This is a genomic window from Actinomadura scrupuli (assembly GCF_050971785.1).
GTDB lineage: Bacteria > Actinomycetota > Actinomycetes > Streptosporangiales > Streptosporangiaceae > Actinomadura_E > Actinomadura_E scrupuli.
The window spans coordinates 1255848-1282518 of record NZ_JBPCCU010000002.1 but is presented as its reverse complement, the minus strand read 5'-3'; the positions used below and the strand labels follow the sequence as shown (position 1 = coordinate 1282518).

The window sequence follows — 26671 nt, the reverse complement described above, 5'->3', positions numbered from 1 at the left end:
TTGAGGGGGAGCCGTCTTCGCCCCCCATGGATCGTGCCCGCAGGAAAGGTCGAAAGTGATGTCGCGTTGGACGATCGACGAGCCGACCACCCTCGACTTCGACGGCGTGGTCATGCTGAAGGCCACCCTGGTGGCGGGGAGCATCTCCGTGCTCGCCACCGACGACCGCCCGTCCGTCCACGTGGGCGACGTGACCGGCCGTCCGCTGCTGGTCAGCCATGACGCGGGCATGCTCACCATCAACCACGAGGTGCTGGAGGGCGTGCTCGGCTGGCTGCGTCACGAGCGGACCAGCGTGACCATCACGGTGATGGTGCCGCGCGAATGCCCGGTGCAGCTCAACCTGGTGAGCGCCGATGCCGTCATCACCGGCCTGTCCGCGCGTACGTCCATCAAGACCGGGTCGGGCGACATCACCCTCGACGGCGTCACCGGGCAGATCGACGCGAACACCGTCTCGGGGGGCGTCGAGACGCAGGGCCTCGACGGCACGGTCCGCTTCAACTCCCTCTCCGGCGACCTGGCGCTGGCCGGCGGCTCGCTGGACCGGCTGGCCGCCCGGTCGGTGAGCGGGAAGATCGCCGCCGACATCGAGCTGGGCCGGGGCAGCAAGGTCCAGGTGAACACGGTCTCCGGCGAGGTGGCACTGCGGCTGCCCGTCTCGACCTCGGCCGAGGTCGACCTGAACTCGGCGGCCGGCCGGGTCGAGACCGCCTTCCCCGAGCTGCAGCGGTCGGAGCGGCCGGTGTCCAGAGGCGTGACCGGCACCCTGGGCGACGGCTCGGGACGTTTGTCCGTCAACACCGTCTCCGGCAGCGTCACACTGCTCAGTAGACCCGACCCCGCTCCCCTCGCGGGCACTGATGTGGAGGTTTGATGGCCCCCGTCTTCGGCCATGGCCGGCTCCGGCTCTACCTGCTGAAGCTGCTGGAGGAGAGCCCCCGGCACGGCTATGAGGTGATCCGGCTGCTTCAGGACCGGTTCCTCGGGATCTACTCCCCCTCCCCCGGCACGATCTATCCCCGCCTGGCCCGCCTGGAGGAGGAGGGGCTGGTCACCCACGAGGTCGTCAAGGGCAAGAAGGTGTACTCGATCACCGACAAGGGCCGCGCCGAGCTGGAACGCCGGATGGACGAGCTGGCCGAGCTCGAGGACGAGATCTCCGCCTCGGCCCAGTCGTTCGCCCGTGAGGTCCAGGAGGACGTCCGGCACACCGTGCGTTCGCTGCGCGAGGAGCTCACCCAGGCGGCCAAGGACATCCGCGGCAAGGGCCGTGCGACCTCCAAGGACGCCTGGAAGGAGAGCGCCGAGCGGCCGAAGGAGGAGTGGCGGCGGCAGAAGGAGTACTGGCAGGAGCAGAGCCGCGCCTGGAAGGAGGAGTGGCGGCACACCTGGGAGGACGCCTGGAAGACCGCGATCGGCTCCCAGGAGGAGGTCGCCGCGCTCAAGCTGGACCGGGCGCTGCGCCAGTTCGTCGAGGACGTCCGCCGCGCCGCGCACGGCGCCGACTTCGACCGGGAGAAGCTGGCCGCCGCCCAGGCCGTGCTGGAGGAGACCGCCGAACGGCTGCGCAGAGAGGTCTTCCGCCGGCCGCCCGCGGAGTGAAGCCGACGACCGGTGACGGCGATCACGGAGCGAAGACGATCACCGGGAGAAGGCGATCACCGGGTCGGGACGGTCAGGGAGTGAAGACGATCAGGGAGTGAAGACGGTCAGGGAGTGAAGACGGTCACGGGGTAAAAACGATCTTCCCGAAGACGTCGCCCCCGGCCATCGCGGCGAACCCGTCCCGTGCCTGGGCCAGCGGGAGCGTACGGTCGATCACCGGGCGCACTCCCGTGGTGGCGCAGAACCGGGCGAGCCGTACCAGCTGGTCGCGGGTGCCCATCGTCGAGCCGACGACCGACAGCTGCAGGAAGAACACCCGGGTCAGCTCAGCTGGCGGCATCGGGCCGCTGGTCGCCCCGCAGACGACGATGCGCCCGCCGGGCCGCAGGGACTTCACCGAGTGCGCCCAGGTCGCCTCTCCGACCGTCTCCATGACCGCGTCGACCCGCTCCGGCAGCCGCGCCCCCGGCTCGAACGCCGCGGCGGCGCCGAGCCCGACGGCGTGCTCCCGCTTGGCCTCGGTCCGGCTGGTCGCCCACACCCGGTACCCGGCGGCGCTGCCCAGGACGATGAGGGCGGTCGCGACCCCGCCTCCGGCGCCCTGTACCAGGATGGTCGAGCCGGGCTGCAGGCCCGACTTGTCGAACAGCATCCGGTAGGCCGTGAGCCAGGCGGTCGGCAGGCAGGACGCCTCCTCGAACGACAGCTCCGCGGGCTTGGGCACCAGGTTGCGCCGGGGCACCGTCAGGCGCTCGGCGAACGTGCCGTCGTGGACCTCCGACAGCAGGGACCGCTTGGGGTCCAGGGTCTCGTCGCCGCCGCCCCGGTCGGGATCGCCGAGCACCGCGTGCACGATGACCTCGTTGCCGTCCTCGTCCACACCGGCCGCGTCGCAGCCGAGCACCAGCGGCAGTTGCTCCGGGCGGATCCCCACGCCCTTGAGCGTCCACAGATCGTGGTGGTTGAGCGAGGCGGCCTTCACCGTGACGGTGGTCCACCCGTCCCGGACGGCCGGTTCGGGGCGCTCCCCCAGCTCCAGCCCGTCGAGGGGATCGGCTGCGTCGATACGTGCGGCGGTGACGGCGAACATGCCGTCACCCTAGAGCAGTACGGCCCGTGCCCCCGTGGCGGGGGTACGGGCCGTACGCAAGCCCGGCCGGAGAACCAGCGCGCCGCGGTCAGCGGTCAGAGGTCAGAGGTCAGAGGTCAGAGGACCTTGGACAGGAAGTCCTGGGTGCGGGGGTGCTGGGGGTTGCTGAGCAACTCGCGCGGCACTCCCTTCTCCACGACGACGCCGTAGTCCATGAAGACCAGCGAGTCGCCGACCTCCCGGGCGAAGCCCATCTCGTGCGTGACGACGACCATGGTCATGCCGTCGAGCGCCAGCTGCTTCATGACCTCGAGGACCTCACCGACCAGCTCCGGGTCGAGCGCCGAGGTGGGCTCGTCGAAGAGCATGAGCTTGGGCTCCATGGCCAGCGCCCGGGCGATCGCGACGCGCTGCTGCTGGCCGCCGGAGAGCTGGTTGGGGTAGCCGTCGGCCTTGTCGGCCAGCCCCACCCGGTCGAGCAGCTTGAGCGCCCGGTCCCGTACGACGCCCTTGGGCTCCTTCTTCACCCGGAGCGGCGCCTCCATGACGTTGCCCAGCGCCGTCATGTGCGGGAAGAGGTTGAACCGCTGGAAGACCATGCCGATGTCGCTGCGCTGGGCCGCCACCTCCCGCTCGCGCAGCTCGTAGATCTTGCCGCCCTTCTGCCGGTAGCCGACCAGGTGACCGTCCACCCACAGCCGGCCGCCGTTGATCTTCTCCAGGTGGTTGATGCACCGCAGGAAGGTCGACTTGCCCGATCCGGAGGGGCCGACGATGCACATGACCTCCCCGGACTTGACCTCGAGGTCGATGCCCTTGAGCACCTCCAGCCGGCCGAAGCTCTTGTGCACCCCCTCCGCCTTGACCATGAACTCCGACGTGCCGTGGTCCGACGTGCCGTGGTCCGACGCGCCGCTGTCCGGCTCGCTCATCGGGCATCACTCCTCGAGACGCGGAACGTGCGCAGGTTGCTCCACAGCCGCTCGACCATGGTCTGGCGCTGGGCGGTGCCCCTGCCGAAGTAACGCTCCAGGTAGAACTGGCCGACGGTCAGGATCGAGGTCATGATCAGGTACCAGATGCAGGCGACGAACAGCATCGGGATGGTCTGGTACGTGCGGCCGTAGATGATCTGCACCGAGTACAGCAGGTCCGAGACCGCGATCACGCTGACCAGCGACGACGTCTTGAGCATGGAGATCGTCTCGTTGCCGGTCGGAGGAATGATCACCCTCATGGCCTGCGGGAGGACGATCCGCCGCATGGTCTGCGTACGGCTCATGCCGAGCGCGCCGGACGCCTCCGCCTGGCCGGGATCCACGGACAGGATGCCGGCCCGCACGATCTCCGACATGTACGCGGCCTCGTTGAGGCCCAGCCCGAGGCAGCCCGCGATGAAGGGGGTGATGAGGGAGTTGGCCTCGAAGCTCGCGAACGTCGGGCCGAAGGGGATCCCGATCGAGATCTTGGGGAGCAGCACGCTGATGAAGCCCCAGAGCAGGATCTGGACCAGCACCGGGGTACCGCGGAACAGGCAGATGTACAGCCACGAGCTACCGGAGATCAGCGGGTTGGGCGACAACCGCATGACGGCCAGGATGACCCCGCCCACCACCCCCATGAGCATGGCGATGACGGTGAGCTCCAGCGTCGTCCAGATGCCGGTCAGCACGGTGTCGGTGGTCAGGTAGTCCCCGATGACGTCCCAGCCGAACCGCTCGTTGCCGGCGACGCTGTAGATCGCCCACACAGCGAGGTAGGCGATGACCAGGGCGGCGATCCACCGGCCGTAGTGGCGGACGGGGACGGCCCGGATCTCGTCGGGCCGTCCCTTCGTCACCGCCTCGTCGTTGAGGGTCATGCACTCATCCCGCGCCGTTGATCACTGGGTTGGTGAGCGCGCCGCTCTCGATGCCCCACTTCTGCAGCACCTTGGTGTAGGTCCCGTCGGTCTGCAGGGCCTTGAGCGCCCCGAGGACCGCCTCCTTGGTCTGGCCGAGGCTCTTGGCGATCGCGATGCCGTACGGCGCGGTGTCGTAGGTGGCACCGGAGACCTCGAACTGGCCGTTCGACTGCTTGGCCGCGTAGTCGATGACCGGGGAGTCGGCCAGCACCGCGTCGGCCCGGTTGCTCGACAGGGCCAGGTTGGCCGCGTTCTGCTCCGGGTACGGCTGGGCGATCGGCGCCGGCTTGCCGCCGTCCTTGCACTTCTTGGTCCGGGCGCCGAGCCCCTTGGCCACGTCGACCGTGGGCGAGAGCTCGTCGAGCTGGACGGTGCCCTTCTCGACGGCGACCTTCTTGCCGCACAGCGAGAGGTCGTCCGGCTTGAGGCCCTGCGGGTTGCCCTTCTTGACCATCAGCGAGGAGCCGGCGGTGAAGTAGGTGACGAAGTCGACCGTCTTCTCGCGCTCCTTGTTGTCGGTGAACGACGACATGCCGAGCTGGTACTGACCGCCCTTCAGGCCCGGGATGATCGCGTCGAAGCCGGCCTTCTGGAAGTTGAAGTCGACTCCCAGCTTCTTGCCCAGTGCCTTGCCGAGATCGAGGTCGAACCCGATCATCGTCTTGTTGTCGGTGTCATAGAACTCGTTGGGCGCGTATGACGGGTCCGTGGCGACGGTGAGCTTGCCGGCCGTCTTGATCTCCGCGGGCAGCATCTCGTGCAGCTTCGGGTCCTGCTGGATCCCGGTGAAGATGTCTCCCACGCTCTTGCCGCCCTGCGGGGTTCCGCCGCCGGTGTCCTTCTTGTCGGAACCGCAGGCGGAGAGCGCGAGGGCGCCCGTGAGTACTACCGCGCAGATCCCTACAGCGCGACGACGCGTCTGACCACTGGTCACGGCGTCCCCCTTCGGCTAGTCGAATGCATCGAGAATATGTGGATGGCTGGTGGCCATCTTGGCCTACACCTGGTGTGATCTCGATTAAGGGTGCAACACGATCGGACAACAGGTACCGAAAGTACCTTGTACAGTCACAGTCTGTTATGATTAGATTACTGTGTGTTCTGTCCAGAGGGATTACGCTGACCGACTGTGGGCGCGGAGCTCGCGGCAAGGTGTGGCACAATCGGACAACGGGTGACCCCCGTACGTCGAGAGACGACCACCTGATGCCACCACCTAGACCGGCGTCGCCGAGTGGCGTCTGCCCGAATGTCTCCTCGCGCCACCGGCGCGTTCGGACGCACTACATCTCACTGGGGTCGCTGTGGCTACTGAGTCAGGTTCCAACCATTTCGACTACGAGAACGACCCTGCCTTCCTCCTGCACCGGGGCGGCAAGCTCGAGGTCCGTTCGACGATTCCGGTCCGCAACAAAGACGACCTGTCGCTGGCGTACACGCCCGGCGTGGCCCGGGTCTGCAGCGCCATCGCGGAGAACCCGGAGCTCGCCCACGAGTACACCTGGACCTCCAAGGTGGTCGCGGTCGTGACCGACGGCACCGCCGTGCTGGGGCTGGGCGACATCGGGCCGGCCGCCTCCATGCCGGTCATGGAGGGCAAGGCCCTGCTGTTCAAGGAGTTCGCCGGGGTCGACTCCGTGCCGATCGCCCTCGCCACCACCGATACCGAAGAGATCATCGAGACCGTGATCCGGCTCGCACCCAGCTTCGGCGGTATCAACCTCGAGGACATCAGCGCGCCCCGCTGCTTCGAGATCGAGGATCGGCTGCGGGCCGCCCTCGACATCCCGGTCTTCCACGACGACCAGCACGGCACCGCGATCGTCGTGCTGGCCGCGCTGCGCAACGCGGCCAGGCTGGTCGGCAAGGACCTGTCCGAGCTGCGCGCCGTGGTGGCCGGCGCCGGAGCATCCGGCATCGCCGTGTCGAAGATCCTCATCAACGCGGGGATCGGCGACATCGCGCTGTCCGACAGCAAGGGCCTGATCTACGACGGCCGCGACGGGCTCAACCCGATCAAGCAGGCGCTGGCGGGTTCGACCAACAAGACCGGCCTCAAGGGCTCGACCGAGGAGGCGCTCCGGGGCGCCGACGTGTTCGTCGGCCTGTCCGGCAGCACGGTCACCGAGGAGGCGATCGCCTCGATGGCCGACGACGCCATCGTGTTCGCGCTGTCCAACCCGACCCCCGAGGTCCATCCCGAGATCGCCCGTGCGCACGCCCGGGTGGTCGCCACGGGTCGCAGCGACTTCCCCAACCAGATCAACAACGTGCTGGCGTTCCCGGGCATCTTCCGCGGCGCCATGGACGTCCGGGCGCACTCGATCACCGAGGGCATGAAGCTCGCCGCCGCGGAGGCGCTCGCCGCCGTCGTCGGTGACGACCTCACCGCCGACTACGTGATCCCCAGCCCCTTCGACGAGCGGGTCGCCCCGGCCGTCATCAAGGCCGTGTCCGAGCAGGCCCGCGCGGAGGGCGTCAACCGGATCTGAGCACCGTCCCGCCGCCGGCGGGCGAGCGGAGCATCCGCCCGTGCCCGGATCGGGCACGCGCACCGCACGAGGAACGGCCCGTATCCCCGGCCCGGGGTGCGGGCCGTTCCCGCCTTTTCCGTTCGGGTTCACTTCGGGCAGTGGAACAGTGAAAAGATTCGCCGCCCGGACACGTTCGCGGCCAAAGTGTCAGGTGTGTAGTGGGAAGCGCGGCAAAATCAATAGGTCACCTCGCGGTGAACCCGGCTCTGGGAACGCCCATCGTGTAATACTCGATGCGGGGGAATGACTCTTACGTGCGGTCGATTCCGTGAGGAGCGCATGTGGACCTCGCCTCTTACGCAGATCTGGTGATAGAGCTCGTGAACACCCAGGATCCCGCCGAGGATTCGCTCCGTGATCTCGACGCGCTGCGGGATCTGCTCACCATCCGGCCCCATCTGAGCGGCCGGGTGACCCGCGAGACCCTCGAGGCCATGCGCGATCTGCGCACCGAGCTGCATGCGATCTTCGTCGCGGCGGCCACCGGCGACGAGGACCGCGCGATCGAGCGGCTGAACACGCTGCTCATCCAGCACCCGGTGCATCCGCAGATCTCCAACCACGACGGCCAGCGCTGGCATCTGCATCTCACCGAGAGCGGTTCGGTGCCGGACCGCTACGCGGCCGGCGCCGCGATGGGGCTGGCGGTGAAGATCAGCGATCAGGGCATCGACCGGCTGGGGATCTGCCGGGCGGACTCCTGCAGCAACATCTACTTCGACACGACCACCAACAAGTCCCGGCGATATTGCTCGGACCGCTGCGCCAGCCGTGCCAACGTGGCCGCCTACCGCAGCCGCCGCCGGGCGAGCGCGGACGCCGAGATCGACGGCCAGTAGCGCAGCACCGCACGGCCCACGACGAGCCGGTCGGGGACCGCGCCGAAGTCCCAGCTGTCCTGCCGCCCGGAGGCGCGCTGGTTGTCGCTCTCCAGCCACCAGCCGTCCGCGTCACGGTGCGTGACCCGCTTGACGATGAGCCTCCCGGGCTCCAGCGGGTGACCGGCGATCACGATGTCGCCCGCCCCTATCCGCGCGCCCGGCCGTACCAGCAGCCGGTCGCCGGGCCGCAGCCAGGGCAGCATGGACTCCCCCGCCACCTGCACGGCCATCAGCGGTCGGCGCACGTGCATACCTCTCTGCTCGCTGGATAGGTCAGCAAGAGTAATGTCGGTTCCTGAGAGCATGATCCGATACGAAGGAAGGGACCATGCAGGTGCTCGCTAACCTTCTGCGTCCGAAGACCACGGTGTCCGCTCACTGCGACCTGCCCTGTGGCGTGTACGACCCGGCCCAGGCCCGTATCGAGGCCGAGTCGGTCAAGGCCATCGTCGAGAAGTACGCGGCCAACGACGACCCGCTCTTCCGGGCCCGGGCCCTCCAGATCAAGGAAGAGCGGTCCGACCTCGTCAAGCACCACCTGTGGGTGCTGTGGACGGACTACTTCAAGCCGCCGCACTTCGAGCGGTACCCGCAGTTGCACGAACTGTTCAACGAGGCCACCAAGCTCGCGGGAGCCGGCGGCACGAAGGGCAGCGTCGACGTCAAGGTGGCCGACGACCTCCTTGCCAAGATCGCGGAGATCGACAAGATCTTCTGGGAGACCAAGCAGGCCGCCTGAGGCCCGCCGATCTCCCACGACAGGGGCCGGGGCCCGCGACCGCGGGCCCCGGCCCCTGTCGTGTCCGCGCGGGGCCGTCCCGCCCCTTAACCTGTGGGGGTGATCCGTACTGCCACCCCCGGCGACGTGCCGGCCATCCACCGCTTCATCGGCGAGCTCGCGGAGTACGAGCACGCCTCCCATGAGGTGGTGGCCACCGAGGAGGATCTGCGCCGGGACCTCTTCGGTGACGATCCGGCGGTCTTCGCGCACCTGGCCGTGGACGACGACGGCGAGGCCGTGGGGTTCGCCCTGTGGTTCCTGAGCTACTCCACCTGGCGGGGCCGGCACGGCATCTATCTCGAGGACCTGTACGTCACCCCCGCCGCCCGCGGTGAGGGGCACGGCAAGGCCCTGCTGACGGAGCTGGCCAGGATCGCCGACGAGCGCGGGTACGGCCGGTTCGAGTGGGCGGTGCTCGACTGGAACAAGCCCGCCATCGGCTTCTACGAGTCCCTCGGTGCGCGGCCCCAGGACGAGTGGACCGTCTACCGGGTGGCCGGCCGGTCGCTGCGCGAGCTGGGCCGCGCATGAGCTTTTCCAGTTCTTGACGGTGTTTGATCTAAGACACCCCTTGTCATGCTTGCCCGTGTCCGGATCCATGCGCGGCGAACGCACGAAAGAGTCCCGGCACGCGGTACGTTCAAATCAGCGGGCTGACCCGAAAAGGGAGTGACGTGACTGAGGAGACCGCTGCTATGCCGGCCAGTACGAAGCTGACTCTGCGTGACGTGGTGACCGTGAGGCTGCCCGCCGCGAGTGCCTACCTGTCCGTGCTGAGGACGGCCACCGCCGGGCTGGCGGCACGGCTGGACTTCACCCTCGACGAGATCGAGGATCTTCGCATCGCCGTGGACGAGGCCTGCGCGATGCTGCTCGCCCAGGCGGTTCCCGGCACCGACCTGGAGTGCGAGTTCGAGCTGACCGGCGACGCCATGCGCATCGCCGTCTCGGTGCTCACCGTGGACGGTCTCGAACCGAGTCGTGACACCTTCGCCTGGACCGTCCTGTCATCGCTGGCCGGTGACGTGGACTCCATGGTCGGTGCCGATGACCGGGTGACGGTCGTGCTGCAGAAGCGGCGGGGCGCGGCGGGGGCTCCGTGACCGAGAAGACCACGGTGGAGGAGGACAACCAGCCGCCCGAGAGCACGGACCTGGCGGATCTCGTCGATCGTCCGCAGCGCTCCGGTGTGCCGGATCGCAGCCGCGCCCGGCGGCTGTTCGAACGCCTGCACGAGCTGCCCGAGGGCGACCCGGAGCGGCAGCGCATCCGCGACCAGCTGGTCGAGATGCACCTGCCGCTGGTGGAGTACCTCGCGCGCCGGTTCCGCAACCGCGGCGAATGGCTCGACGACCTCATCCAGGTCGCGACGATCGGCCTGATCAAGTCGATCGACCGGTTCGACCTCGAGCGCGGCGTCGAGTTCTCGACCTACGCCACTCCCACGATCGTCGGCGAGATCAAGCGGCACTTCCGGGACAAGGGCTGGGCCGTCCGCGTGCCGCGGCGGCTCCAGGAGCTCAAGCTCTCGCTCACCAAGGCGATCAGCGAGCTGGCCCAGCGGAACGGCCGCGCCCCGACGGTGGGCGAGCTGGCGAGCCATCTGCAGATGACCGAGGAGGAGGTGCTCGAGGGCCTGGAGTCGGCGAACGCCTATTCCACGGTGTCCCTCGACGCGCCCGACTCCGGTGACGAGGACGCTCCCGCGGTCGCCGACTCGCTGGGCATCATCGACGAGGCGCTGGAGGGCGTGGAATACCGCGAGTCCCTCAAGCCGCTGCTGGAGAAGCTGCCGCCCCGGGAGAAGAAGATCCTGCTGCTGCGGTTCTTCGGGAACATGACGCAGTCGCAGATCGCCACCGAACTCGGCATCTCCCAGATGCACGTGTCCCGGCTGCTCGCACGGACGCTGACGCAGCTCCGCGAGGGCCTCACCAGCGAGGAGTGACAGGAACCTCCGCAACCCGGTGTCCCCCGCCGGGGGCCGGAGCGAGCCCACCCCATTCCGTGATCATGCAATCAATCGACGATTGATTGCATGATCACGGAGGGGGACGCGCAGGTGCGGGAGGCGGGATCAGGGAGGTCCGGTCTCGCCGGTGGAGTCTTTGGGGTCCGTGGAGTCTTTGGGGTCGGTGGGGTCCTCGGTGAACAGGGCCTTCGTGGTGGGGGCGCTGAGCAGGGCGACCAGGGCGATGACGGCGCCGGCGGCGAGCGGCACTCCGTACCCCGGCTGCTCCGACTGGATCAGGTTCCAGGCCACGAAGAGGGCGAAGAGCTGGGTCACCACCGCCGGGGAGCGGCTCCACCGCTGCATCCGCAGGAGCCCTCTCGCCACCGCCAGCATGCCGAGACCGCCCAGCAGGGCGAGTACGGCCACGCCGATGGCGCTGGCCAGATCGAGCGGCTTGCCGACGACCGTCTCCCAGCCGACGAAGAGACCGAACACGAGCCCGGCGAAACCCTCGGCGGCCTCGATGGCGGCGCTGATGATCAAAGTGAACGGCCGGCGACGGGAAGACATGGCTCGCAACCTATCGCCTGCGGTCCATCTCCTCGGCCGCGCCGTGTCGCTCCCGAGCCGGTCGAGGTCACCGGGCCGTCCCACGCTGGGTACTCTGGCGCCGTGCGCGCGATGCTCATCGCCAATCCCAAGGCGACCTCCACCACTCGTCGAGTCCGTGATCTTCTGGTCCGGACCTTCTCCGGCGACCTCGATCTGGAGCTCGCCGAGACCGCGCACCGCGACCACGCCACGCAGCTGGCCCGGCGGGCCGCCGACGACTACTACGACGTGGTGGTGGCGCTCGGCGGCGACGGCACCGTCAACGAGGTGGTCAACGGCCTGCTGACGCAGGGGCCCTCCGACGGGCTGCCCGCGCTGGCGGTGCTGCCCTGCGGGAGCGCCAACGTCTTCGCCCGGGCGCTGGGGCTGACCAACGATCCGGTCCAGGCCACCCGCATGATCCTCGACGCCCTGCGGGCCGGCCGGTACCGCACCGTCGGCCTCGGCCAGGCCGACGAACGGTACTTCACCTTCTGCTCGGGGCTCGGGCTGGACGCCGAAGTCGTCCGCGTCGTCGAAGAACTGCGCCATTCCGGGTCCCGCGCCAACCCGGCGCTCTACGTACGTGCCGCGCTCCGGCAGTTCTTCTCGATAAGCGACCGCCGCCGGCCCGCGCTGATGCTGGAACGGCCGGGGCTCGCGCCGGTGCGGGATATGTTTCTCGCCATCGTGTCCAATACCTCGCCCTGGACCTATCTCGGCAGCCGGCCGGTCTTCCCCAGCCCCCGGGCGGATTTCAATTCCGGGCTGGATGTGTTCGGCACTCACCGCCTCGACACCGTGAACACCGTGCTCATGCTCACGCAAATGCTGTTCCCGCTCACCGACCGGCTGCGCGGCGGGCACGTGGTCAACGTGCACGATGCGACAGAGATCACTCTCAGCTCGTCGCGCCCCATCGCCTTCCAGCTCGACGGCGACTACCTTGGAGAACGCGAGGGCGTGACGTTCCGCTCCGTGCCCAAAGCGATACGCATCGTCATATAGCAGTACGGGAAAGTACTTTTAACGGACAAGTAACGCGCTTGAACCACTGATGTGACACATACGACACTCATACTTTGGGAAACTTTTCTCAAAGCTCTTGCGTCGGCCTGGGCGGCCCTGACACGCTCAAAGTGCGCCCAGCGAGGAGCCAGGCACCGCCGCCTCCAGCACAGCGCAGAACAACCCCCGGACTCGTCACCGTCAGGTCCGGGTTGTGCGCGACATCGTGAAACCGTTCACAAGTGGAGCCACCGCTCCACGCTGACGAAGGAGTGGACCGCATGGACTGGCGCCACCGCGCAGCCTGCCGTGACGTGGACCCCGAGCTGTTCTTTCCCATCGGCAACACGGGTCCGGCGCTGCTGCAGATCGAAGAGGCCAAGCAGGTCTGCCGCCGTTGCACCGTGACCGAAGGGTGCCTGCGCTGGGCCATCGAGTCCGGTCAGGACGCCGGCGTGTGGGGTGGCATGAGCGAGGACGAGCGCCGCGCACTCAAGCGCCGCAACGCCCGCGCCCGTACCAGGGCCAACGTCTGAGCCCTCCGCCTCACCGCGAACACCGCAGACACAGCACACAGCACACAGCACACCGAGGTCTGACGCCGCCGAGCCCCCGGGTCGGCAGGCACCCGACGGACCTCACCCGATCTTCGAACACCCGCGGCCCTGCCGCGGGTGTTCTGCATGCCGGGCCACCGACCCGCTGCCAGCCCACTCCGCCGTCCCACTCCGCCGTCCCACCACTCCCGTCTCACCGGCCACCTGGTTCTCACCGGTCATCTGGTCTCACCGGGGGTCTCACGGGCACGGCCGTCCGGGGGCGTTCCGGGAAGACGCCCGTCCACGGGCACGTCCACGACGACCTCGGTGCCGCCGCCCTCGCGCGCCCGGAACTCCAGCCGCCCGTTCAGCTCCCCGACGACGAGCGTCCGCACGATCTGCAGCCCGAGGCTGGTGGAGGACTCCACTTCGAAGTCCGCCGGCAGCCCCACCCCGTCGTCCGCGACGACCGTGATCAGCCGGTCGTCGCCCCGGGTGGCGGTCACCTCCAGCAGCCCGAACCGGCCGGGCAAGCCATGCTGGAGGGCGTTCTGCAACAGCTCGGTCAGCACCATCGCGACCGGGGTGGCGATCGCGGCCGGGAGCACCCCGAAGCTTCCCGTCCGCTTGGGGATGATCCGGGTCTCCGCCGTCGACACCTCCCCCACCATCATGATCACCCGATCCACGATGTCGTCGAAGTCGATCAGCTCCTCGGGGGTGTGCGACAGCGTCTCGTGCACGATCGCGATGGACCCGACCCGGCGTACGGCCTCGTCCAGGGCCGCCCGGGCCTCCGGGATCCGCAGCCGCCGGGACTGCAGGCGGAGCAGCGCCGCCACGGTCTGCAGGTTGTTCTTCACCCGGTGGTGGATCTCCCGGATGGTGGCGTCCTTGGTCATCAGCTCGCGATCCCGCCAGCGCAGCTCGGTGACGTCCCTCAGCAGCACCACCGCACCGATCCGCGCCGCGTCGACGATCAGCGGGATGGTGCGCAGCTGGACCACCGAGCCGTTCGACTCCACCTCCGCCTCCCGGGGCGCACGGCCGCTCAGGATGCTGATCAGCGACTCGTCGACCGGCTCCCCGGTGTCGCGCAGCCGCGCGGTGGTCTCGCCGAGATGCGTGTCGGTCAGGTCGGTCGCCAGCCCCAGCCGGCGGAAGGCCGACTGCGCGTTGGGGCTGGCGTAGATGACCCGGCCGGCCCGGTCCAGCCGCAGCAACCCGTCACCGACCCGCGGTGAGCGCACGAGGTTGGGCTCACCGCCCGGCAGCGGGAACCGCCCCCGGCAGATCATCTGGGCCAGCACGCTCGCGATGTCGAGATAGGTGAGCTCCAGCCGCGAGGGGGTGCGCACGGAGCTGAGGTTGGTGCTGCGCTGGATGACCCCCAGCATCTTGTTCCCCCGCATGACCGGGATGGACTCCTCCCGGACCGGGATGCCGCTGCCCCACTCCGGGTCGCCCTCCCGGACGATGCGCCGCTCCCGCCAGGCGACGTCGATCAGGCCCCGCCGGCCGCTCCGGACGACGGATCCGACCAGGTCCTGCGGGTAGGCCGTCGGGCCGGTGGTCGGCCGCATCTGCGCGATGGCCACCCAGGCCGCCACCGTGCCGCCCTCGCCCGCGTCACCGGGCGCGGCCTGCGGCTCCGCGCCGTCGGCCGGGCGGCCCGAGGAGAGCGGCACCCAGAGGATCAGGTCGGCGAAGGACAGGTCGGCCAGCAGCAGCCAGTCCGATACCAGGGCGTGCAGCCACTCCAGATCGGCATCGTCCAGGTCGGTCCGCTTTCGTACCAGATCAGTCAACGTGGGCACCCGACCATCATCGCAGGCCGGACCCCCTGCGAAGATGCGGGCGTAGAGCGCACCGGAGTGAAGCGGAGGCCACGGACGCGTGGACAAGAGCACAGCAGATCCCCTCGGACGGCTTCGGGCGGCGGCCCGGGAGCGGCAGGCGGCGGGGCTGCGCCGCCGGCTCCGGCCCCGGACGGCCGAGCACGACGACCTGATCGACCTGGCCTCCAACGACTACCTCGGGCTGTCCCGGGATCCCCGGCTGATCGAGGGCGCGATCCGGGCCGCCCGCGAGTGGGGGGTCGGCTCCGGCGGCTCCCGCCTGGTCACCGGCACCACCGAACTGCACGCGGCGCTGGACGCGCGGCTGGCCGAGTTCGTCGGCGTCCCGGCCGGGCTGGTCTTCTCCTCCGGTTATCTCGCCAACCTCGGCGCGATCACCGCGCTCTCCGGTCCCGGCACCCTCGTGGTCTCCGACCAGGTCAACCACGCCTCGATCGTGGACGCCTGCCGGCTCTCCCGGTCACGGGTGGTGATCACCCCGCACCGCGACGTCGCGGCGGTGGAACTGGCGCTGGCCGAACGTGACGAGGACCACGCCGTGGTCGTGACGGACGCGGTGTTCTCGGTGGACGGCGACCTGGCCCCGCTGCGCGAACTGCACGCGGTCGTCCGGCGGTACGGCGCGCTGCTGGTCGTCGACGAGGCCCACGCGCTGGGCGTGGTCGGGCCCCTCGGCCAGGGCGGCGCCCAGCAGGCGGGGATCGCGGGAGAGCCCGACGTCGTGCTCACGCTCACCCTGTCCAAGTCGCTGGCGACCCAGGGCGGCGCGGTCCTGGGCGCGCCCGAGGTGATCGAGACCCTCGTCGACACCGGCCGCGCGTTCATCTTCGACACCGGCCTGGCCCCGCCGTCGGCCGGGGCCGCGCTGGCCGCCCTGGACGTGCTCGCCGCCGAGCCGGGGCTTCCGGCCAGGGCGCGGGAGCGGGCCCGCCGGATCGCCGCGACCGCGGCGGCCCTGGGCCTGGAGACCACCGTGCCCGCCGCGGCGGTGGTGCCCGTCGTGCTGGGTGAGCCGCACGCCGCCCTGCGCGCCACCGAGATCTGCCGGGAGCACGGCGCGCGGGTCGGCTGCTTCCGGCCGCCGTCGGTGCCCAAGGGGCGCGCATGCCTGCGGATCACCGCCCGCGCCTCTCTCACCGAGTCCGAACTCACAACTCTTGGCGATGCCCTGAAGGCCGTTGCGGAGGAAACCAACCCGTACCCTGCTTGCGTAACATCTAGGCCAACCTGCAGTGAACGTGAGGAGAGCGCACGTGACGGCTGAGCGGGCGCCTTCGGGGGCGGCGGGGCGGATACGTGCGAGCGAGATGCTGGGAGACCATCGGCGGTCCTCCCCTGCCGGGGGGCCGCGGATCCCGAAGTACTACAAGCTCAAGGAGCTGCTGGTCGAGCTCACCCGGTCACTGGCCCCGGGCAGCCCGCTGCCCCCGGAACGCACCCTCGCCGAGCGCTACGGCACCTCCCGCACGACGGTACGGCAGGCGCTCGCCGAGCTCGTCGTGGAGGGGCGGCTCAACCGGATCCAGGGCAAGGGCACCTTCGTCGCCAAGCCCAAGGTGGCCCATGAGCTGCAGCTGATGGGCTACACCGAGGACATGCGCCACCACGGGCTGCACCCCGAGACCAAGATCCTCGACATCGACTACGTCAGTGCCGACGAGCGGCTCGCCGGCCTGCTCGCCATCCGGCCCGGCGGCCGGGTGCTCCGCATCCACCGGCTGAGGTACGCCGACGGGGAGACCATGTCCGTCGACACCTCGCACCTGCCGGCGCGCAGGTTCCCGGGGTTGCGCAAGGAGCTGCCGCGCCACCTGTCGCTGTACCAGACCCTCGCCACGGCGTACGACGTGCACCTGCACGAGGCCGAGGAGACGATCGAGACGGTGCTCGCCACCCCCCACGACGCGCAGTTGCTCGGCATGGACGTCGGGTTGCCGATGCTGCTGCTGTCCCGGCACTCCTTCGACGCCTCCGGCGCACCGGTCGAGTGGGCGCAGTCGCTCTACCGTGGCGACCGCTACAAGTTCGTCACCCGGCTGCGCCGCCCCGCTCCCCCCGCCCGCTGAGGCTCCCGGTCGGAAACGCCGTTCTGGGTACGCTGGGAACAGGTCTTCCCTACGACGACCGGACCCGAACGTCAGGGAGGAGGCACCGGCGTGAGCATCACCACCGAAGCCCGCCTCGGCGTCCAGCTGCCCGACACGCCCTATGCCCTGTGGGCCCGGGGCGAGCTGGACGACCACCTCCACCTCCCCGATCGGTACTTCACGGTCGAGATCATCGACGGGGAGATCGTCGCGTCACCGGCACCGGCGCTCGGACACGGCGCCATCGTCCACGACCTCGCGAAAGTGCTCGTCCAGGCCCGCCTCGTCGAGCCGGCGTTCTCCTGGAAGTGCCTCCAGCGCACGGGGCTGAACCTCGTCGGCATCCGGGACGGGTACGTCCCGGACCTCATGGTCCTCGACACGGAGATCTTCGCCAGGGCTCGGCAGACCCAGCTGTCCTGCCTGGTCCCCGGCCAGGTCGAACTCGTCGTCGAGGTCACCTCACCGTCGAACGCCGCCCATGACCGGCAGCCGGCCGGGGACCATCCCAGGACCACCAAGTGGACCGGCTACGCCCGCGTGGGGATCCCGTACTACCTGCTGGTGGACCGGGAGCCGAAGATCGCGCGGACCACCCTCTTCACCGGCCCGGACCAGAGCACGGGCGCCTACCTCCGCCGGGAGTCCTGGGGGTTCGGCGAGACGGTCCGCCTGCCGGACCCGTTCCGGCTGGAGATTCCCACCGCCGGGTGGCGGGCCTGGGACTGATCGCCATACTCCCCGTACAAAAACAGCACCGCGAACACTGTCGGAATCCTCGCCGGTGGCCGTAGCGGAGCCACGCTAACCTGCGGAACGTGAGTGTGCTCGTGGTCACCGGAACCGACACCGGCGTGGGGAAGACCGTCGTGACCGCCGCGCTGGCGACCCTGGCGCGCGCCCGCGGCTCCTCCGTGGCGGTGGTCAAACCGGGGCAGACCGGAGTGGGTCCCGGCGAGCCAGGTGATCTTCAGGACGTACGGCGGCTGGCGGGCATCGACGACCTCCACGAGCTGGCCCGATTCCCGGATCCGCTGTCCCCCGCCGCCGCCGCCCGGCACGCCGAGCTGCCCCCGGTCAGCCTGGCGCACGCCGCCGAGCGGATCCGCGAACTCGCCGAGGACCACCGCCTGGTGCTCGTCGAGGGCGCCGGCGGCCTGCTGGTGCGCTTCGACGAGGAGGGCGCCACCATCGCCGATCTGGCCCGCTGGCTGGGCGCCGCGGTGGTGGTCGTGACCCGGCCCGATCTCGGCACCCTCAACCACACCGCGCTGACCCTGGAGGCCATGGCGCACCGCGGCGTACAGCTCGCCGGCGTGGTGGTCGGCTCCTGGCCGGACGATCCCGATCTGGCCATGCTCAGCAACATCCGGGACCTCGAGACGGTGGCCGCCCGGCCGCTGGCGGGGGTGCTGCCGGCCGGATCGGGGGCCCTCGACCCCGCGGAGTTCCTGGTCGTGGCACGCCAGGGGCTGTCCCCGGCGCTCGGCGGCATTTTCGACGCTGGTACGTTCCGGGAGGCCTGCGCCGTGGCCACCTCGCACCACCATTCAGCCCCCGACAAGGAGAAATCGTGACCGACATCCTCGACGTCGCCCGCCGCCAGGTGCTCGACGAGGGCAAGGGGCTCTCCGCGGAACAGGCCCTGGAGTGCCTCACGCTGCCCGGCGACCGGGTCGAGGACCTGCTCGCGCTGGCCCACGAGGTGCGGATGCGCTGGTGCGGCCCGGAGGTCGAGGTCGAGGGCATCGTGTCGCTGAAGACCGGCGGCTGCCCGGAGGACTGCCACTTCTGCTCCCAGTCCGGGACGTTCGAGTCGCCGGTGCGCTCGGTCTGGCTGAACATCCCCGAGCTGGTCCAGGCGGCCAAGGAGACCGCGGCGAGCGGCGCCACCGAGTTCTGCATCGTCGCCGCCGTGCGCGGCCCGGACGAACGGCTCATGGCCCAGGTCCGCGAGGGCATCAAGGCGATCAACGACGCCGTCGAGATCAACATCGCGCTGTCCCTGGGGATGCTCACCCAGGAGCTCGTGGACGAGATGGTCTCCCTGGGCGTGCACCGCTACAACCACAACCTCGAGACGGCCAGGTCCCACTTCGGCAACGTCGTCACCACCCACTCGTGGGAGGAGCGCTGGGAGACCTGCCTCATGGTCCGGGAGGCCGGCATGGAGCTGTGCTGCGGCGGGCTGATCGGCATGGGCGAGACGATCGAGCAGCGCGCCGAGTTCGCCGGTCAGCTGTCGGAGCTGCAGCCCGACGAGGTGCCGCTGAACTTCCTCAACCCGCGGCCGGGCACGCCGTTCGGGACGTTCCCCCTGGTGGAGGGGGTGGAGGCGCTCAAGACGATCGGCACCTTCCGGCTGGCACTGCCGCGCACCATCCTGCGGTACGCCGGCGGCCGGGAGCTCACCCTCGGTGACCTCGGCACGCGTGCGGGCATGCTCGGCGGCATCAATGCGATCATCGTCGGCAACTACCTCACCACCCTCGGCCGCCCGGCCCAGCAGGATCTCGACCTGCTCGTCGAGCTCCAGATGCCGATCAGGGCCCTCTCCCAGACCCTCTGAGGACCCGCCGAGGGTCCGCCGGAGCCGCTGAGGATCCGCTGAACCCGCTGAGGCCCTCTGGGGACACCGATGCCCGTCCGGGGCCGCGCATCCCGCACCATGGAGAGAGAGCGTCCGGGACGCCCAGCAGCGGGCACCGCGCACCGCTCCGGCGCGTCTAAGACGCGACCGAGCCGGTAGCGGCTTGGATGGTCGCCGTGAGGATCACCATGCGTAACGTGACGGGCCTGGCACTGATCACCGGGGTCGCGCTGCTGACCGGGTGCGGTTCGGCGTCCGGGACCCCGGGAGACGACCCCTCCCGGCCCTCGACGACGGTCAGCGGTCCCGGGTCCGGGGGTCCGGCGGGCTCCACTCCGCCCGGCGGGCGCCGGCTGGTGCTGCGCGCGTGGATCAGCGGTGGCATCGCGGGGCGTGGTGGCCCCGGAGCCCTCCCCGAGTTCTCGCTGTACGACGACGCCAGCGCGATCGCGCCCAAGGGCGGCATCAGCAGCCCGCTCCAGCCGCTGGAGTACCGGTTGACCCGGGCGGCCCTGCAGCGGCTGGTCGACGAGGCCCACGCGGCCGGCCTGGCCCGGTCGCGGACCGTCGACCGGTCAGGGGTGGCGGACGCCACCTACCTGACCCTGATGTTCCGGGTGGGCGACCGCACGGCGACCACCCGGATCATCGAGGTGGGCACCGAGAACCACCCCGCGGAGCGCTTCTGGAGGCGGCTGCACGCCCAGGGCGCCGCGGGCGGTATCGGCTTCGCCCCCTCCGACCTGGCGCGCGATCCGGTTCCGTACCGGCCCGCCCGGCTGGCGGTGCTCGCCGCGGACCTCGGGCCGGGCACGGGCGAGACGCCGGAGAACTGGCCGTTCAGCCCGCTGGGCAACGGAGAGCGCGTGGGCGGCTGGTCGTGCACCGTGCTGACCGGCGACGCACAGACCCGGGCCACGAAGCTCCTCACCGCCGCACCGGACGTGCGGTGGCGCAGCGGCGGCCTGACCTACCGCGTGATCCCCCGGCCGCTGCTCCCCGACGAGCCCGGCTGCCGGGCGCTCAACACGCCCTGACGGCCGATCGGGAGGCCCGGCCGCCACCGACCAAGTGATCGCTCGTTCGCCTCGGCGTTTGCCATACCGCTTGACCTGCGTTGTACGCTCCCATCCATGCCGATCCGCGACAGCGCCTGGTCCGCCGAGGACCAGGACGCCATGGAAGCCGTGACGATCAGGCCTGCCCGGCCGGAGGAGTACGAGGCGGTCGGTGATCTCACGGTCGCCGCGTATCTCGAGGACGGCCTGATCTCTCCGACGTCGTCCTACATCAGCATTCTGCGGGACGCCGCCGACCGGGCGGCCGAGGCGGAGCTGCTGGTGGCCGAGCTCGCGGGCGAGCTGGTCGGCGCGGTGTCGTACTGCCCGCCCGACAGCATCTACGCCGAGATCGCCGCCCCGCACGAGGGGGAGTTCCGGATGCTCGCCGTCGTCGCCACGGCACGCGGCAAGGGAGTGGGTGGAGCGCTCATCCAGACCTGCATCGACCGGGCCCGGGAGTCGGGCTTGACCGGGCTACGGCTGTCCAGCCAGCGCAACATGGGCGCGGCGCACCGGATCTACGAGCGCATCGGTTTCCAGCGCACGCCGGACCGCGACTGGTCGCCGGTGCCCGGTGTGGACCTGATCACCTACGCCCTGGAGTTCTGACCTGGCGCCGGTAGCGGCTCGGAGGATCCTCGCACCGCCGCCCGGCGGGCGCGCCGGCCCGCGACCACGATGGCGGCCGTGACCAGGCCGAAGAGGATCCCGGTCGTCGGGTAGAGGTAGGACTCGTTCTCGTCCAGCCGCGGCGGAGTCCAGCCGGCCGGATCCTCCACGATGGTGATCCGCTGCCCCTGCCGGGTCTGGCCGCAGTCGTCCTCGCCCATCTGGAACTTCACCGGTGTCCCGTCGGGGCGGCGCAGCGCGCACTCCCAGCGCACCTCCTTGGCCTGCCGCGGCACCTTGGCCGCGACGACGGCCTCGGTACGGACGCCGCGGGTGTCGGAGACGTAGACGCGGAACGCCGGACCCGCGAACATCGCCAGGCCCAGCCCGCCGACCAGCACGACCACCATCAGGCCGAAGCGCTCCCAGGCCATCAGCAGCCCGCACCCGAACAGCCAGGCGCCGACCGCGACGATCACACCTGCCCAGAACAGCGGTGGATGGCTGGCGATCGCGGTCCCGCCGACGATGACCGCCGGTACGCCCAGCGCGGCCAGCGTCAGCCGCCAGGCACCGGGCCTGGCGGGCGGGACGGAGAGGGATCGGGCCGGTTCTGGGCGGGCGGGATCCGGGGGACCGAACCGCACGATGGACTCCTACTCGTCAGGCCTGCGTCAGGCCGAGGCCAGCACACCGTGTTCGGCGCAGCGGGCGGTCCAGCCGGTGGGCGTCACCTGGACGACCATCCGGCGCCGGCATCCGGCGCAGTAACGCGGTGGCTCCATCCGCAGGGCGGCCCGGCAGGCCTCGTGGCCCGCCTCCCCGGCGGGGTCCCCGCAGTGCTCGCAGTAGGTCTCACTCACGGCTGAAGACTACTCCTCGGTCCGGCCGGCGACGGGGCTCGCAGCGAGCCGCTATTCGATGACGGCGATCAGGTCGCCCTCCTGGATGACGTCGCCCTCCGCCACCCTGAGCTGAGCGACCATCCCGGCATCCTCGGCGAGGACGGGGATCTCCATCTTCATCGACTCCAGGATGACGAGGGTGTCCCCGTCCTGCACCCGCTCACCCTCGGCGACGACGACCTTCCACACGTTCGCCACCATCTCCGCACGGACCTCGGCCACGACGACCCCTCTCTCGAACCGGCCGGACCCACCGCCCGGATCACCGTTGGCAAACCTCAGAAGTGACTCTGGCAGCTCAGGACGCGCGCATCCGGTCGACCAGACCGGTGTCGTAGGCTCCGCTCTCGAACTCGGCGTTGCCGAGCAGCTCGGTGAAGAACGGCAGATTGGTCCTGAGCCCCTCGATACGGAAGGCGGCGACCGCCTCCCGGGCCAGGACGAGCGCGGCCCCGCGGTCTGCGGCGCGCACGCAGAGCTTGGCGAGCAGCGGGTCGTAGAACGGGGTGACCTTGTTGCCCTCGGCGTAGCCCGCGTCGATCCGGATGCGCGGGGTCACGGCGTCCTCGTCGTTGGCCGTGCCCTCGACCACGGGCTCCTCCCACACCGTGATGTCACCGGGGGCGGGCAGGAAGCGCTGGGGGTCCTCGGCGTACACGCGGAACTCGATCGCGTGGCCTTCCGCCCGGTGCCCGTCGAAGGACACCGGCTTGCCTGCGGCGATCAGCAGTTGCTGCTCGACCAGGTCGATCCCGGTGACCAGCTCGGTGATCGGGTGCTCGACCTGCAGCCGGGTGTTCATCTCCAGGAACACGAAGTCCTGGGCGTCGGCGTCGACGAGGCACTCGACCGTCCCGGCACCGCGGTAGCCGACCGCCTCCCCCGCCCGTACGGCGGCGGCCAGCATGCGGGCCCGGAGCTCGGGGGTGATGCCCGGCGACGGGGTCTCCTCGACGACCTTCTGATGGCGCCGCTGGACCGAGCACTCCCGCTCGCCCAGCGCGATCACCGTGCCGTCGGCCAGCCCGAGGATCTGTACCTCGACGTGCCGGGCCCGTTCGAGGTACCGCTCGAGCAGCATGTCGGGACTGCCGAAGAAGCGCTCGGCCCGGGCCCGCGCGGTCTCGAACGCGGCGCGCAGCCCGGCCTCGTCACGGGCGACGCTCATGCCGATGCCACCACCGCCACCGGCCGCCTTGACCATCACCGGATAGCCGATCCCCGCGGCCGCGGCGACCGCCTCGTCGGTGGTCGCGACCGGCTCCCGGGTGCCTCGGGCGACGGGCACGCCCGCCTTCTCCATCAGGTTACGTGCGTTGATCTTGTCGCCCATCTGCACGATGGCCTGCGGAGGCGGCCCGATCCACACCAGGCCCGCCTCGATGACCCGCTGCGCGAAGGCCGCGTTCTCGGACAGGAATCCGTAGCCCGGGTGGACGGCCTGGGCGTTGGTGCGCTCGGCCGCCTCCATGATCGCGTCTGCGTCGAGGTAGCTCTTGGCCGGCTGGGCCGGGCCGATGAGGATCGCCTCGTCGGCCTCGGTCACGAAGGGCAGGCCGGCGTCCGCCTCGGAGTGCACGGCGATGGCCTTGAGGCCCATCGCGCGTACGGTGCCGATGACCCGGCTGGCGATCTCACCGCGGTTCGCGATGAGCACGGACTCGAACACCTCGACCCCTTTTCGTACGAGCGACAGTCGCCGAACGCCGCCGACACTAGTGCGCGGACCATCGGGCCACTGATGGCGTGGGCGACAAATACCCACTCGTAATTTTGTCCGCCAGGCGCGGACGCCGGTCAACGGCGCAGGTGCGCACCCCGGCCGATGACGCGGGCGAGGGACTCGACCACGGCGGGGTCGTACTCCGAGGCCGAGTCGAGCCGCAGCCGCTCCAGGACGGCGGCGGAGCGGTCCCGGTCCGCGGAGTCGCCGACCAGGTCGTCGTAGGCGTTGGCGACCTTGATGATCCTGCTGCCCAGCGGCGGCGCGGTCGGGGCCGCGGGGGGCTTGCCGTCCGGCGTCTCCTGCTCCGCCGCCTCCCGGCTCGGCTTGGGGACCCGGTAGGAGTCGGACTGCCGGCGCACCAGCTCGACCACCCGCGACAGCACCCCGGTCTGCTCGATCACGCTGGCGCCGAGCTCGGCGATACGGCGCTGCTCGCTCGGCGAGGCCAGCACGGTCGCGCCGCCGGGGATGGGGTCTCCGAGGGAGAGCTGGCCGATGTCGTGCATGAGCGCCGCGTACTCCAGGTCCAGCAGCTCGGGCTCGGACATGCCCAGCTCCCGGCCCATCGCCACCGACAGCTGGGAGACCCGCCTGGAGTGACCGGCCTCGACGTACCCGCCGACCTCGGTGACCCGCGACAGCGCCCGCACCGTCTGCAGGTACGTGCCGAGGATGCCGGCGTACCGGCGGAACGCGAACTGGGTCACCAGGATCGGCGCGGTGAACACCAGCAGCGCGGTGAGCCCCATGACCGAGGTGGCGACCGCGATGAGCATGCCGGTGGTGCCGGTGGCCGCGCACAGGGCCGTCTTGACCCGGATCTCGTCGGCCAGCGCGATGCCGAAGCGCGCCCGGACCGCCTCCGCCCGGATCACCGCCGCGATCACCACGTCGACCGAGCAGGCGATGACCACCACGACGGCCATCAGGGAGAGCACCATCGGCCAGTCGGCCGACTTCGGCAGGTTGTCGTCGATCAGCCGGAAGACGAACGCGGCCACGGTCACGGTGAGCAGCCGCCGGGCCATCGCCTCCACGTGCGGGGACCGGCCGACGGCGATGTGCGGCAGCGAGCCGATGAGCATTCCCGACGCGGTCACGGCGACCACCTGCGACGGCGAATGCCCGGCGGTCTGGTCCCCGACCTTCAGCAGCAGGGCGTACCCGAGTGCCCCGGCGGTGCCGATCGGGGCCACCTCACGGTCGCCCGGCATCACCATGCGGGCGAGCTCCCCCAGGGCGACGAGCACACCGAAGATGACGGCGGTGTCCGGATGGACCACGCCGACGGCCGCCACCTGCGTGACGGCGCCGATCACCACCAGCCCGGCGATCGAGATCAGCAGCAGCTGACCGGAGTCGATGGTCTGCCAGGCGGGGCGCTGCGCGGTGCTCACCATCAGCGGGCACCCTCGCCGAAGACCCGCAGCGGAACGGTCGGATCGTCGTGGTCCTGCTGGGTCGTCTCGACCACGTCGTCGTCGGGGAGCGTCACCGGCTCGGGCGGCTCCCAGCCCACCGTCTCCAGCGCTTTGACGAACGCGTCGACCATCTGGGGGTCGAAGTCGCTGCCGGCGCACTTGCGCAGCTCGGCCACCGCCTCCTCGCGCGACCGCGCCCCGCGATAGGAGCGGTCCGAGGTCATGGAGTCGAAGGCGTCGGCCACCGAGATGGCCCGGGCAAACTCGGGGATCTCGTCGCCGGCCAGGCCCATCGGGTAGCCGCGGCCGTTCATCTTCTCGTGGTGGTGCATGATCCCGTTGAGCGCCTCGTCGAGAAAGCCGATCTCCCGTACGATCTCGAGCCCGCGCATCGGATGCAGCTGGATCGCGGCGTACTCCTCCTCGGTGAGGCCGCCGGACTTCTGCAGCACCTTGGTGGGGACACCGAGCTTGCCCACGTCGTGCAGCATGCCCGCGTACCGGATGGCGGTGATCCGCTCGGCCCGCATGCCGATCTCTTCCGCGATCATCACCGAGCCCCGGCTGACCCGCTCACTGTGCCCGCGGGTGTAGTAGTCCTTGGTCTCGACCGCCTGGCACAGGGCCGCGATGGTCGCGTCGTAGGCCTTCTGCTGGGCCCGGGTCAGCGCGAACGCCCAGCGGGCGATGAACAACGGCAGCAGGACCAGCAGCGCGGAGGACACCCCCACCTCGGACCACAGCGCCGCGATGAGCAGGCCGAACATGCCGTAACCCAGGCAGCCGAAGGCCAGCGTGGCGATCGGGCCCCACCGCAGGTCCTGCACCGAGCCCTGCTTGGCGGTCACCAGGATGCCGCCGATCAGCAGCAGGTTCACCGCCACGAACGTGATGTCGGCCGCGATGAAGGGCCCCAGCGTCCGCGAGACGGAGTTGTGCGACACCCCGGAGGCCCAGGGGGTCCCGCCGGTGTGCACGAAGACCTGGCCCGCGACGTAGCCGCACAGGGCGAACTGGGCCGCGTTGAACAGGCGCTTCTCCGGCCCCAGATGACGCTGCCCGGTGACGACCGCGCAGGCGCCGACCAGCGCGGCACCGGCCGGGCCGAGCAGCACCACCGACGCCAGGGTGGCCGAGAAGCTCACCGAGACCCTGACCCGCTCGCTGTTGAGCAGGGCCGGCGCGGAGTCGCACACCAGGAACAGCACCGCGAGCACCCCGAAGGTGCTGCCTTGAAACCCCGCGAAGGACGCCGTCGCGACCAGGCCGGCCGCCAAGGCGACCACCCCTACGACGTACGCCCAGGCAGCGAGGGGAAGTCCACGCATTGCCGCCCCCTTGGGAGTCGACGATGAGCGGGCCACTGCCCGGCTCGATCTGGCTCGTACCAGCCTCAAGCCCAGGAGACGCCCGAGGGATGTGGTAGCAGCGCCATGACGACGATGGCGATCAGATAAAGCGCCACCATTACACGATTGAGCATTTCCCTTTCCCCCCTGTGCCCGATCACTCGGGTCAGCAATG

30 protein-coding genes are annotated in these 26671 nt (G+C 70.3%); 17 read left to right on the top strand and 13 right to left on the bottom strand.

Features of this window, described 5'->3' with window-relative positions; all coding sequences use genetic code 11:
- Positions 1 to 58: 58 nt before the first annotated feature.
- Positions 59 to 877: a DUF4097 family beta strand repeat-containing protein gene (locus ACRYCC_RS13655; protein ID WP_433811856.1), complete on the top strand. Its 819-nt coding sequence runs from the start codon at positions 59 to 61 to the stop codon at positions 875 to 877.
- Positions 877 to 1605 carry a PadR family transcriptional regulator gene (locus tag ACRYCC_RS13650; protein ID WP_433811855.1) on the top strand — a complete coding sequence of 243 codons (729 nt, stop codon included), beginning with the start codon at positions 877 to 879 and terminating at the stop codon, positions 1603 to 1605. The genes ACRYCC_RS13655 and ACRYCC_RS13650 overlap by 1 nt, the downstream gene beginning before the upstream one ends.
- A gap of 124 nt (positions 1606 to 1729) precedes the next feature.
- Here ACRYCC_RS13650 and ACRYCC_RS13645 read toward each other — a convergent pair whose 3' ends face one another.
- The 4 genes from ACRYCC_RS13645 to ACRYCC_RS13630 form a co-directional block, all read right to left on the bottom strand.
- Complete coding sequence (locus tag ACRYCC_RS13645) at positions 1730 to 2698, bottom strand: zinc-binding dehydrogenase (RefSeq protein ID WP_433811853.1); 969 nt, start codon at positions 2696 to 2698, stop codon at positions 1730 to 1732.
- Positions 2699 to 2814: 116 nt separating this feature from the next.
- Positions 2815 to 3567, bottom strand: a complete 753-nt coding sequence (locus ACRYCC_RS13640; protein ID WP_433812178.1) for an amino acid ABC transporter ATP-binding protein — start codon at positions 3565 to 3567, stop codon at positions 2815 to 2817.
- Between the two features lie 59 nt (positions 3568 to 3626).
- A complete protein-coding gene (locus ACRYCC_RS13635; protein ID WP_433811851.1) occupies positions 3627 to 4559 on the bottom strand; it encodes an amino acid ABC transporter permease in 933 nt (310 codons plus the stop codon).
- Between the two features lie 4 nt (positions 4560 to 4563).
- Positions 4564 to 5535, bottom strand: a complete 972-nt coding sequence (locus ACRYCC_RS13630; RefSeq protein WP_433811849.1) for an ABC transporter substrate-binding protein — start codon at positions 5533 to 5535, stop codon at positions 4564 to 4566.
- A 370-nt stretch (positions 5536 to 5905) separates the two neighbouring features.
- Here ACRYCC_RS13630 and ACRYCC_RS13625 point away from each other — a divergent pair, with 370 nt between their 5' ends.
- Together ACRYCC_RS13625 and ACRYCC_RS13620 are read left to right on the top strand one after the other, a co-directional pair.
- Positions 5906 to 7093: an NAD(P)-dependent malic enzyme gene (locus tag ACRYCC_RS13625; RefSeq protein ID WP_433811847.1), complete on the top strand. Its 1188-nt coding sequence runs from the start codon at positions 5906 to 5908 to the stop codon at positions 7091 to 7093.
- Between the two features lie 323 nt (positions 7094 to 7416).
- Entirely contained in the window at positions 7417 to 7974 is a 558-nt protein-coding gene (locus tag ACRYCC_RS13620) for a CGNR zinc finger domain-containing protein (protein WP_433811845.1), read from the top strand.
- Here ACRYCC_RS13620 and sodX read toward each other — a convergent pair.
- The gene (gene sodX, locus ACRYCC_RS13615; protein WP_433811843.1) at positions 7923 to 8261 is read right to left on the bottom strand and encodes a nickel-type superoxide dismutase maturation protease; all 339 of its coding nucleotides are present in this window, start codon (positions 8259 to 8261) and stop codon (positions 7923 to 7925) included. The two genes, ACRYCC_RS13620 and sodX, sit on opposite strands and share 52 nt — an antisense overlap.
- Positions 8262 to 8350: 89 nt before the next feature.
- Between sodX and sodN the strand changes: the two genes are divergently transcribed.
- The 4 genes from sodN (at position 8351) to ACRYCC_RS13595 (ending at position 10745) form a co-directional block, all read left to right on the top strand.
- Positions 8351 to 8755, top strand: coding sequence for a superoxide dismutase, Ni (gene sodN / locus ACRYCC_RS13610; RefSeq protein WP_433812176.1), 405 nt, complete (start codon positions 8351 to 8353; stop codon positions 8753 to 8755).
- A gap of 99 nt (positions 8756 to 8854) precedes the next feature.
- Entirely contained in the window at positions 8855 to 9328 is a 474-nt protein-coding gene (locus ACRYCC_RS13605; protein WP_433811841.1) for a GNAT family N-acetyltransferase, read from the top strand.
- A 143-nt stretch (positions 9329 to 9471) separates the two neighbouring features.
- The gene (locus ACRYCC_RS13600) at positions 9472 to 9900 is read left to right on the top strand and encodes an ATP-binding protein (RefSeq protein ID WP_433811839.1); all 429 of its coding nucleotides are present in this window, start codon (positions 9472 to 9474) and stop codon (positions 9898 to 9900) included.
- 86 nt (positions 9901 to 9986) lie between these two features.
- Complete coding sequence (locus tag ACRYCC_RS13595) at positions 9987 to 10745, top strand: RNA polymerase sigma factor SigF (RefSeq protein ID WP_433812174.1); 759 nt, start codon at positions 9987 to 9989, stop codon at positions 10743 to 10745.
- A 129-nt stretch (positions 10746 to 10874) separates the two neighbouring features.
- Here ACRYCC_RS13595 and ACRYCC_RS13590 read toward each other — a convergent pair whose 3' ends face one another.
- A complete protein-coding gene (locus ACRYCC_RS13590; protein ID WP_433811837.1) occupies positions 10875 to 11321 on the bottom strand; it encodes a hypothetical protein in 447 nt (148 codons plus the stop codon).
- Positions 11322 to 11423: 102 nt separating this feature from the next.
- Here ACRYCC_RS13590 and ACRYCC_RS13585 point away from each other — a divergent pair, with 102 nt between their 5' ends.
- Together ACRYCC_RS13585 and ACRYCC_RS13580 are read left to right on the top strand one after the other, a co-directional pair.
- On the top strand, positions 11424 to 12350 hold the full coding sequence (locus ACRYCC_RS13585; protein ID WP_433811835.1) for a diacylglycerol/lipid kinase family protein: 927 nt from the start codon (positions 11424 to 11426) through the stop codon (positions 12348 to 12350).
- 281 nt (positions 12351 to 12631) lie between these two features.
- Positions 12632 to 12886 (top strand): WhiB family transcriptional regulator, encoded by a 255-nt coding sequence (locus tag ACRYCC_RS13580; RefSeq protein ID WP_433811833.1) that lies wholly within the window; start codon positions 12632 to 12634, stop codon positions 12884 to 12886.
- Between the two features lie 239 nt (positions 12887 to 13125).
- Here ACRYCC_RS13580 and ACRYCC_RS13575 read toward each other — a convergent pair whose 3' ends face one another.
- Positions 13126 to 14706 (bottom strand): sensor histidine kinase, encoded by a 1581-nt coding sequence (locus ACRYCC_RS13575; RefSeq protein WP_433811831.1) that lies wholly within the window; start codon positions 14704 to 14706, stop codon positions 13126 to 13128.
- A gap of 79 nt (positions 14707 to 14785) precedes the next feature.
- On the opposite strand from ACRYCC_RS13575, the gene ACRYCC_RS13570 reads away from it, so the two are divergent.
- The 7 genes from ACRYCC_RS13570 (at position 14786) to ACRYCC_RS13540 (ending at position 21095) form a co-directional block, all read left to right on the top strand.
- Entirely contained in the window at positions 14786 to 16012 is a 1227-nt protein-coding gene (locus ACRYCC_RS13570) for an 8-amino-7-oxononanoate synthase (protein ID WP_433811829.1), read from the top strand.
- 43 nt (positions 16013 to 16055) lie between these two features.
- Complete coding sequence (locus tag ACRYCC_RS13565; RefSeq protein ID WP_433812172.1) at positions 16056 to 16814, top strand: GntR family transcriptional regulator; 759 nt, start codon at positions 16056 to 16058, stop codon at positions 16812 to 16814.
- A gap of 90 nt (positions 16815 to 16904) precedes the next feature.
- Entirely contained in the window at positions 16905 to 17564 is a 660-nt protein-coding gene (locus ACRYCC_RS13560) for a Uma2 family endonuclease (protein WP_433811827.1), read from the top strand.
- A gap of 89 nt (positions 17565 to 17653) precedes the next feature.
- Entirely contained in the window at positions 17654 to 18412 is a 759-nt protein-coding gene (bioD, locus tag ACRYCC_RS13555) for a dethiobiotin synthase (protein ID WP_433811825.1), read from the top strand.
- On the top strand, positions 18409 to 19404 hold the full coding sequence (gene bioB / locus ACRYCC_RS13550; protein WP_433811823.1) for a biotin synthase BioB: 996 nt from the start codon (positions 18409 to 18411) through the stop codon (positions 19402 to 19404). The genes bioD and bioB overlap by 4 nt, the downstream gene beginning before the upstream one ends.
- 209 nt (positions 19405 to 19613) lie before the next feature.
- A complete protein-coding gene (locus tag ACRYCC_RS13545; protein ID WP_433811821.1) occupies positions 19614 to 20462 on the top strand; it encodes a hypothetical protein in 849 nt (282 codons plus the stop codon).
- Positions 20463 to 20558: 96 nt separating this feature from the next.
- Complete coding sequence (locus tag ACRYCC_RS13540) at positions 20559 to 21095, top strand: GNAT family N-acetyltransferase (protein ID WP_433811819.1); 537 nt, start codon at positions 20559 to 20561, stop codon at positions 21093 to 21095.
- Here the strand turns inward: ACRYCC_RS13540 and ACRYCC_RS13535 are convergent.
- The 6 genes from ACRYCC_RS13535 to ACRYCC_RS13510 all read right to left on the bottom strand — a co-directional run bounded on the left by ACRYCC_RS13535 (position 21077) and on the right by ACRYCC_RS13510 (position 26475).
- The gene (locus ACRYCC_RS13535) at positions 21077 to 21742 is read right to left on the bottom strand and encodes a hypothetical protein (protein ID WP_433811817.1); all 666 of its coding nucleotides are present in this window, start codon (positions 21740 to 21742) and stop codon (positions 21077 to 21079) included. The two genes, ACRYCC_RS13540 and ACRYCC_RS13535, sit on opposite strands and share 19 nt — an antisense overlap.
- Positions 21743 to 21769: 27 nt before the next feature.
- Positions 21770 to 21958, bottom strand: coding sequence for a biotin synthase auxiliary protein BsaP (gene bsaP / locus ACRYCC_RS13530; protein ID WP_433811815.1), 189 nt, complete (start codon positions 21956 to 21958; stop codon positions 21770 to 21772).
- Between the two features lie 51 nt (positions 21959 to 22009).
- The gene (locus ACRYCC_RS13525) at positions 22010 to 22222 is read right to left on the bottom strand and encodes a biotin/lipoyl-binding carrier protein (protein WP_433811813.1); all 213 of its coding nucleotides are present in this window, start codon (positions 22220 to 22222) and stop codon (positions 22010 to 22012) included.
- Between the two features lie 76 nt (positions 22223 to 22298).
- Positions 22299 to 23669, bottom strand: coding sequence for an acetyl-CoA carboxylase biotin carboxylase subunit (locus ACRYCC_RS13520; RefSeq protein WP_433811811.1), 1371 nt, complete (start codon positions 23667 to 23669; stop codon positions 22299 to 22301).
- A gap of 128 nt (positions 23670 to 23797) precedes the next feature.
- Positions 23798 to 25126: an HD-GYP domain-containing protein gene (locus ACRYCC_RS13515; protein ID WP_433811810.1), complete on the bottom strand. Its 1329-nt coding sequence runs from the start codon at positions 25124 to 25126 to the stop codon at positions 23798 to 23800.
- Positions 25126 to 26475 (bottom strand): HD-GYP domain-containing protein, encoded by a 1350-nt coding sequence (locus ACRYCC_RS13510; protein WP_433811808.1) that lies wholly within the window; start codon positions 26473 to 26475, stop codon positions 25126 to 25128. Before ACRYCC_RS13510 ends, ACRYCC_RS13515 begins: the two co-directional genes overlap by 1 nt.
- Between the last annotated feature and the right edge of the window lie 196 nt (positions 26476 to 26671).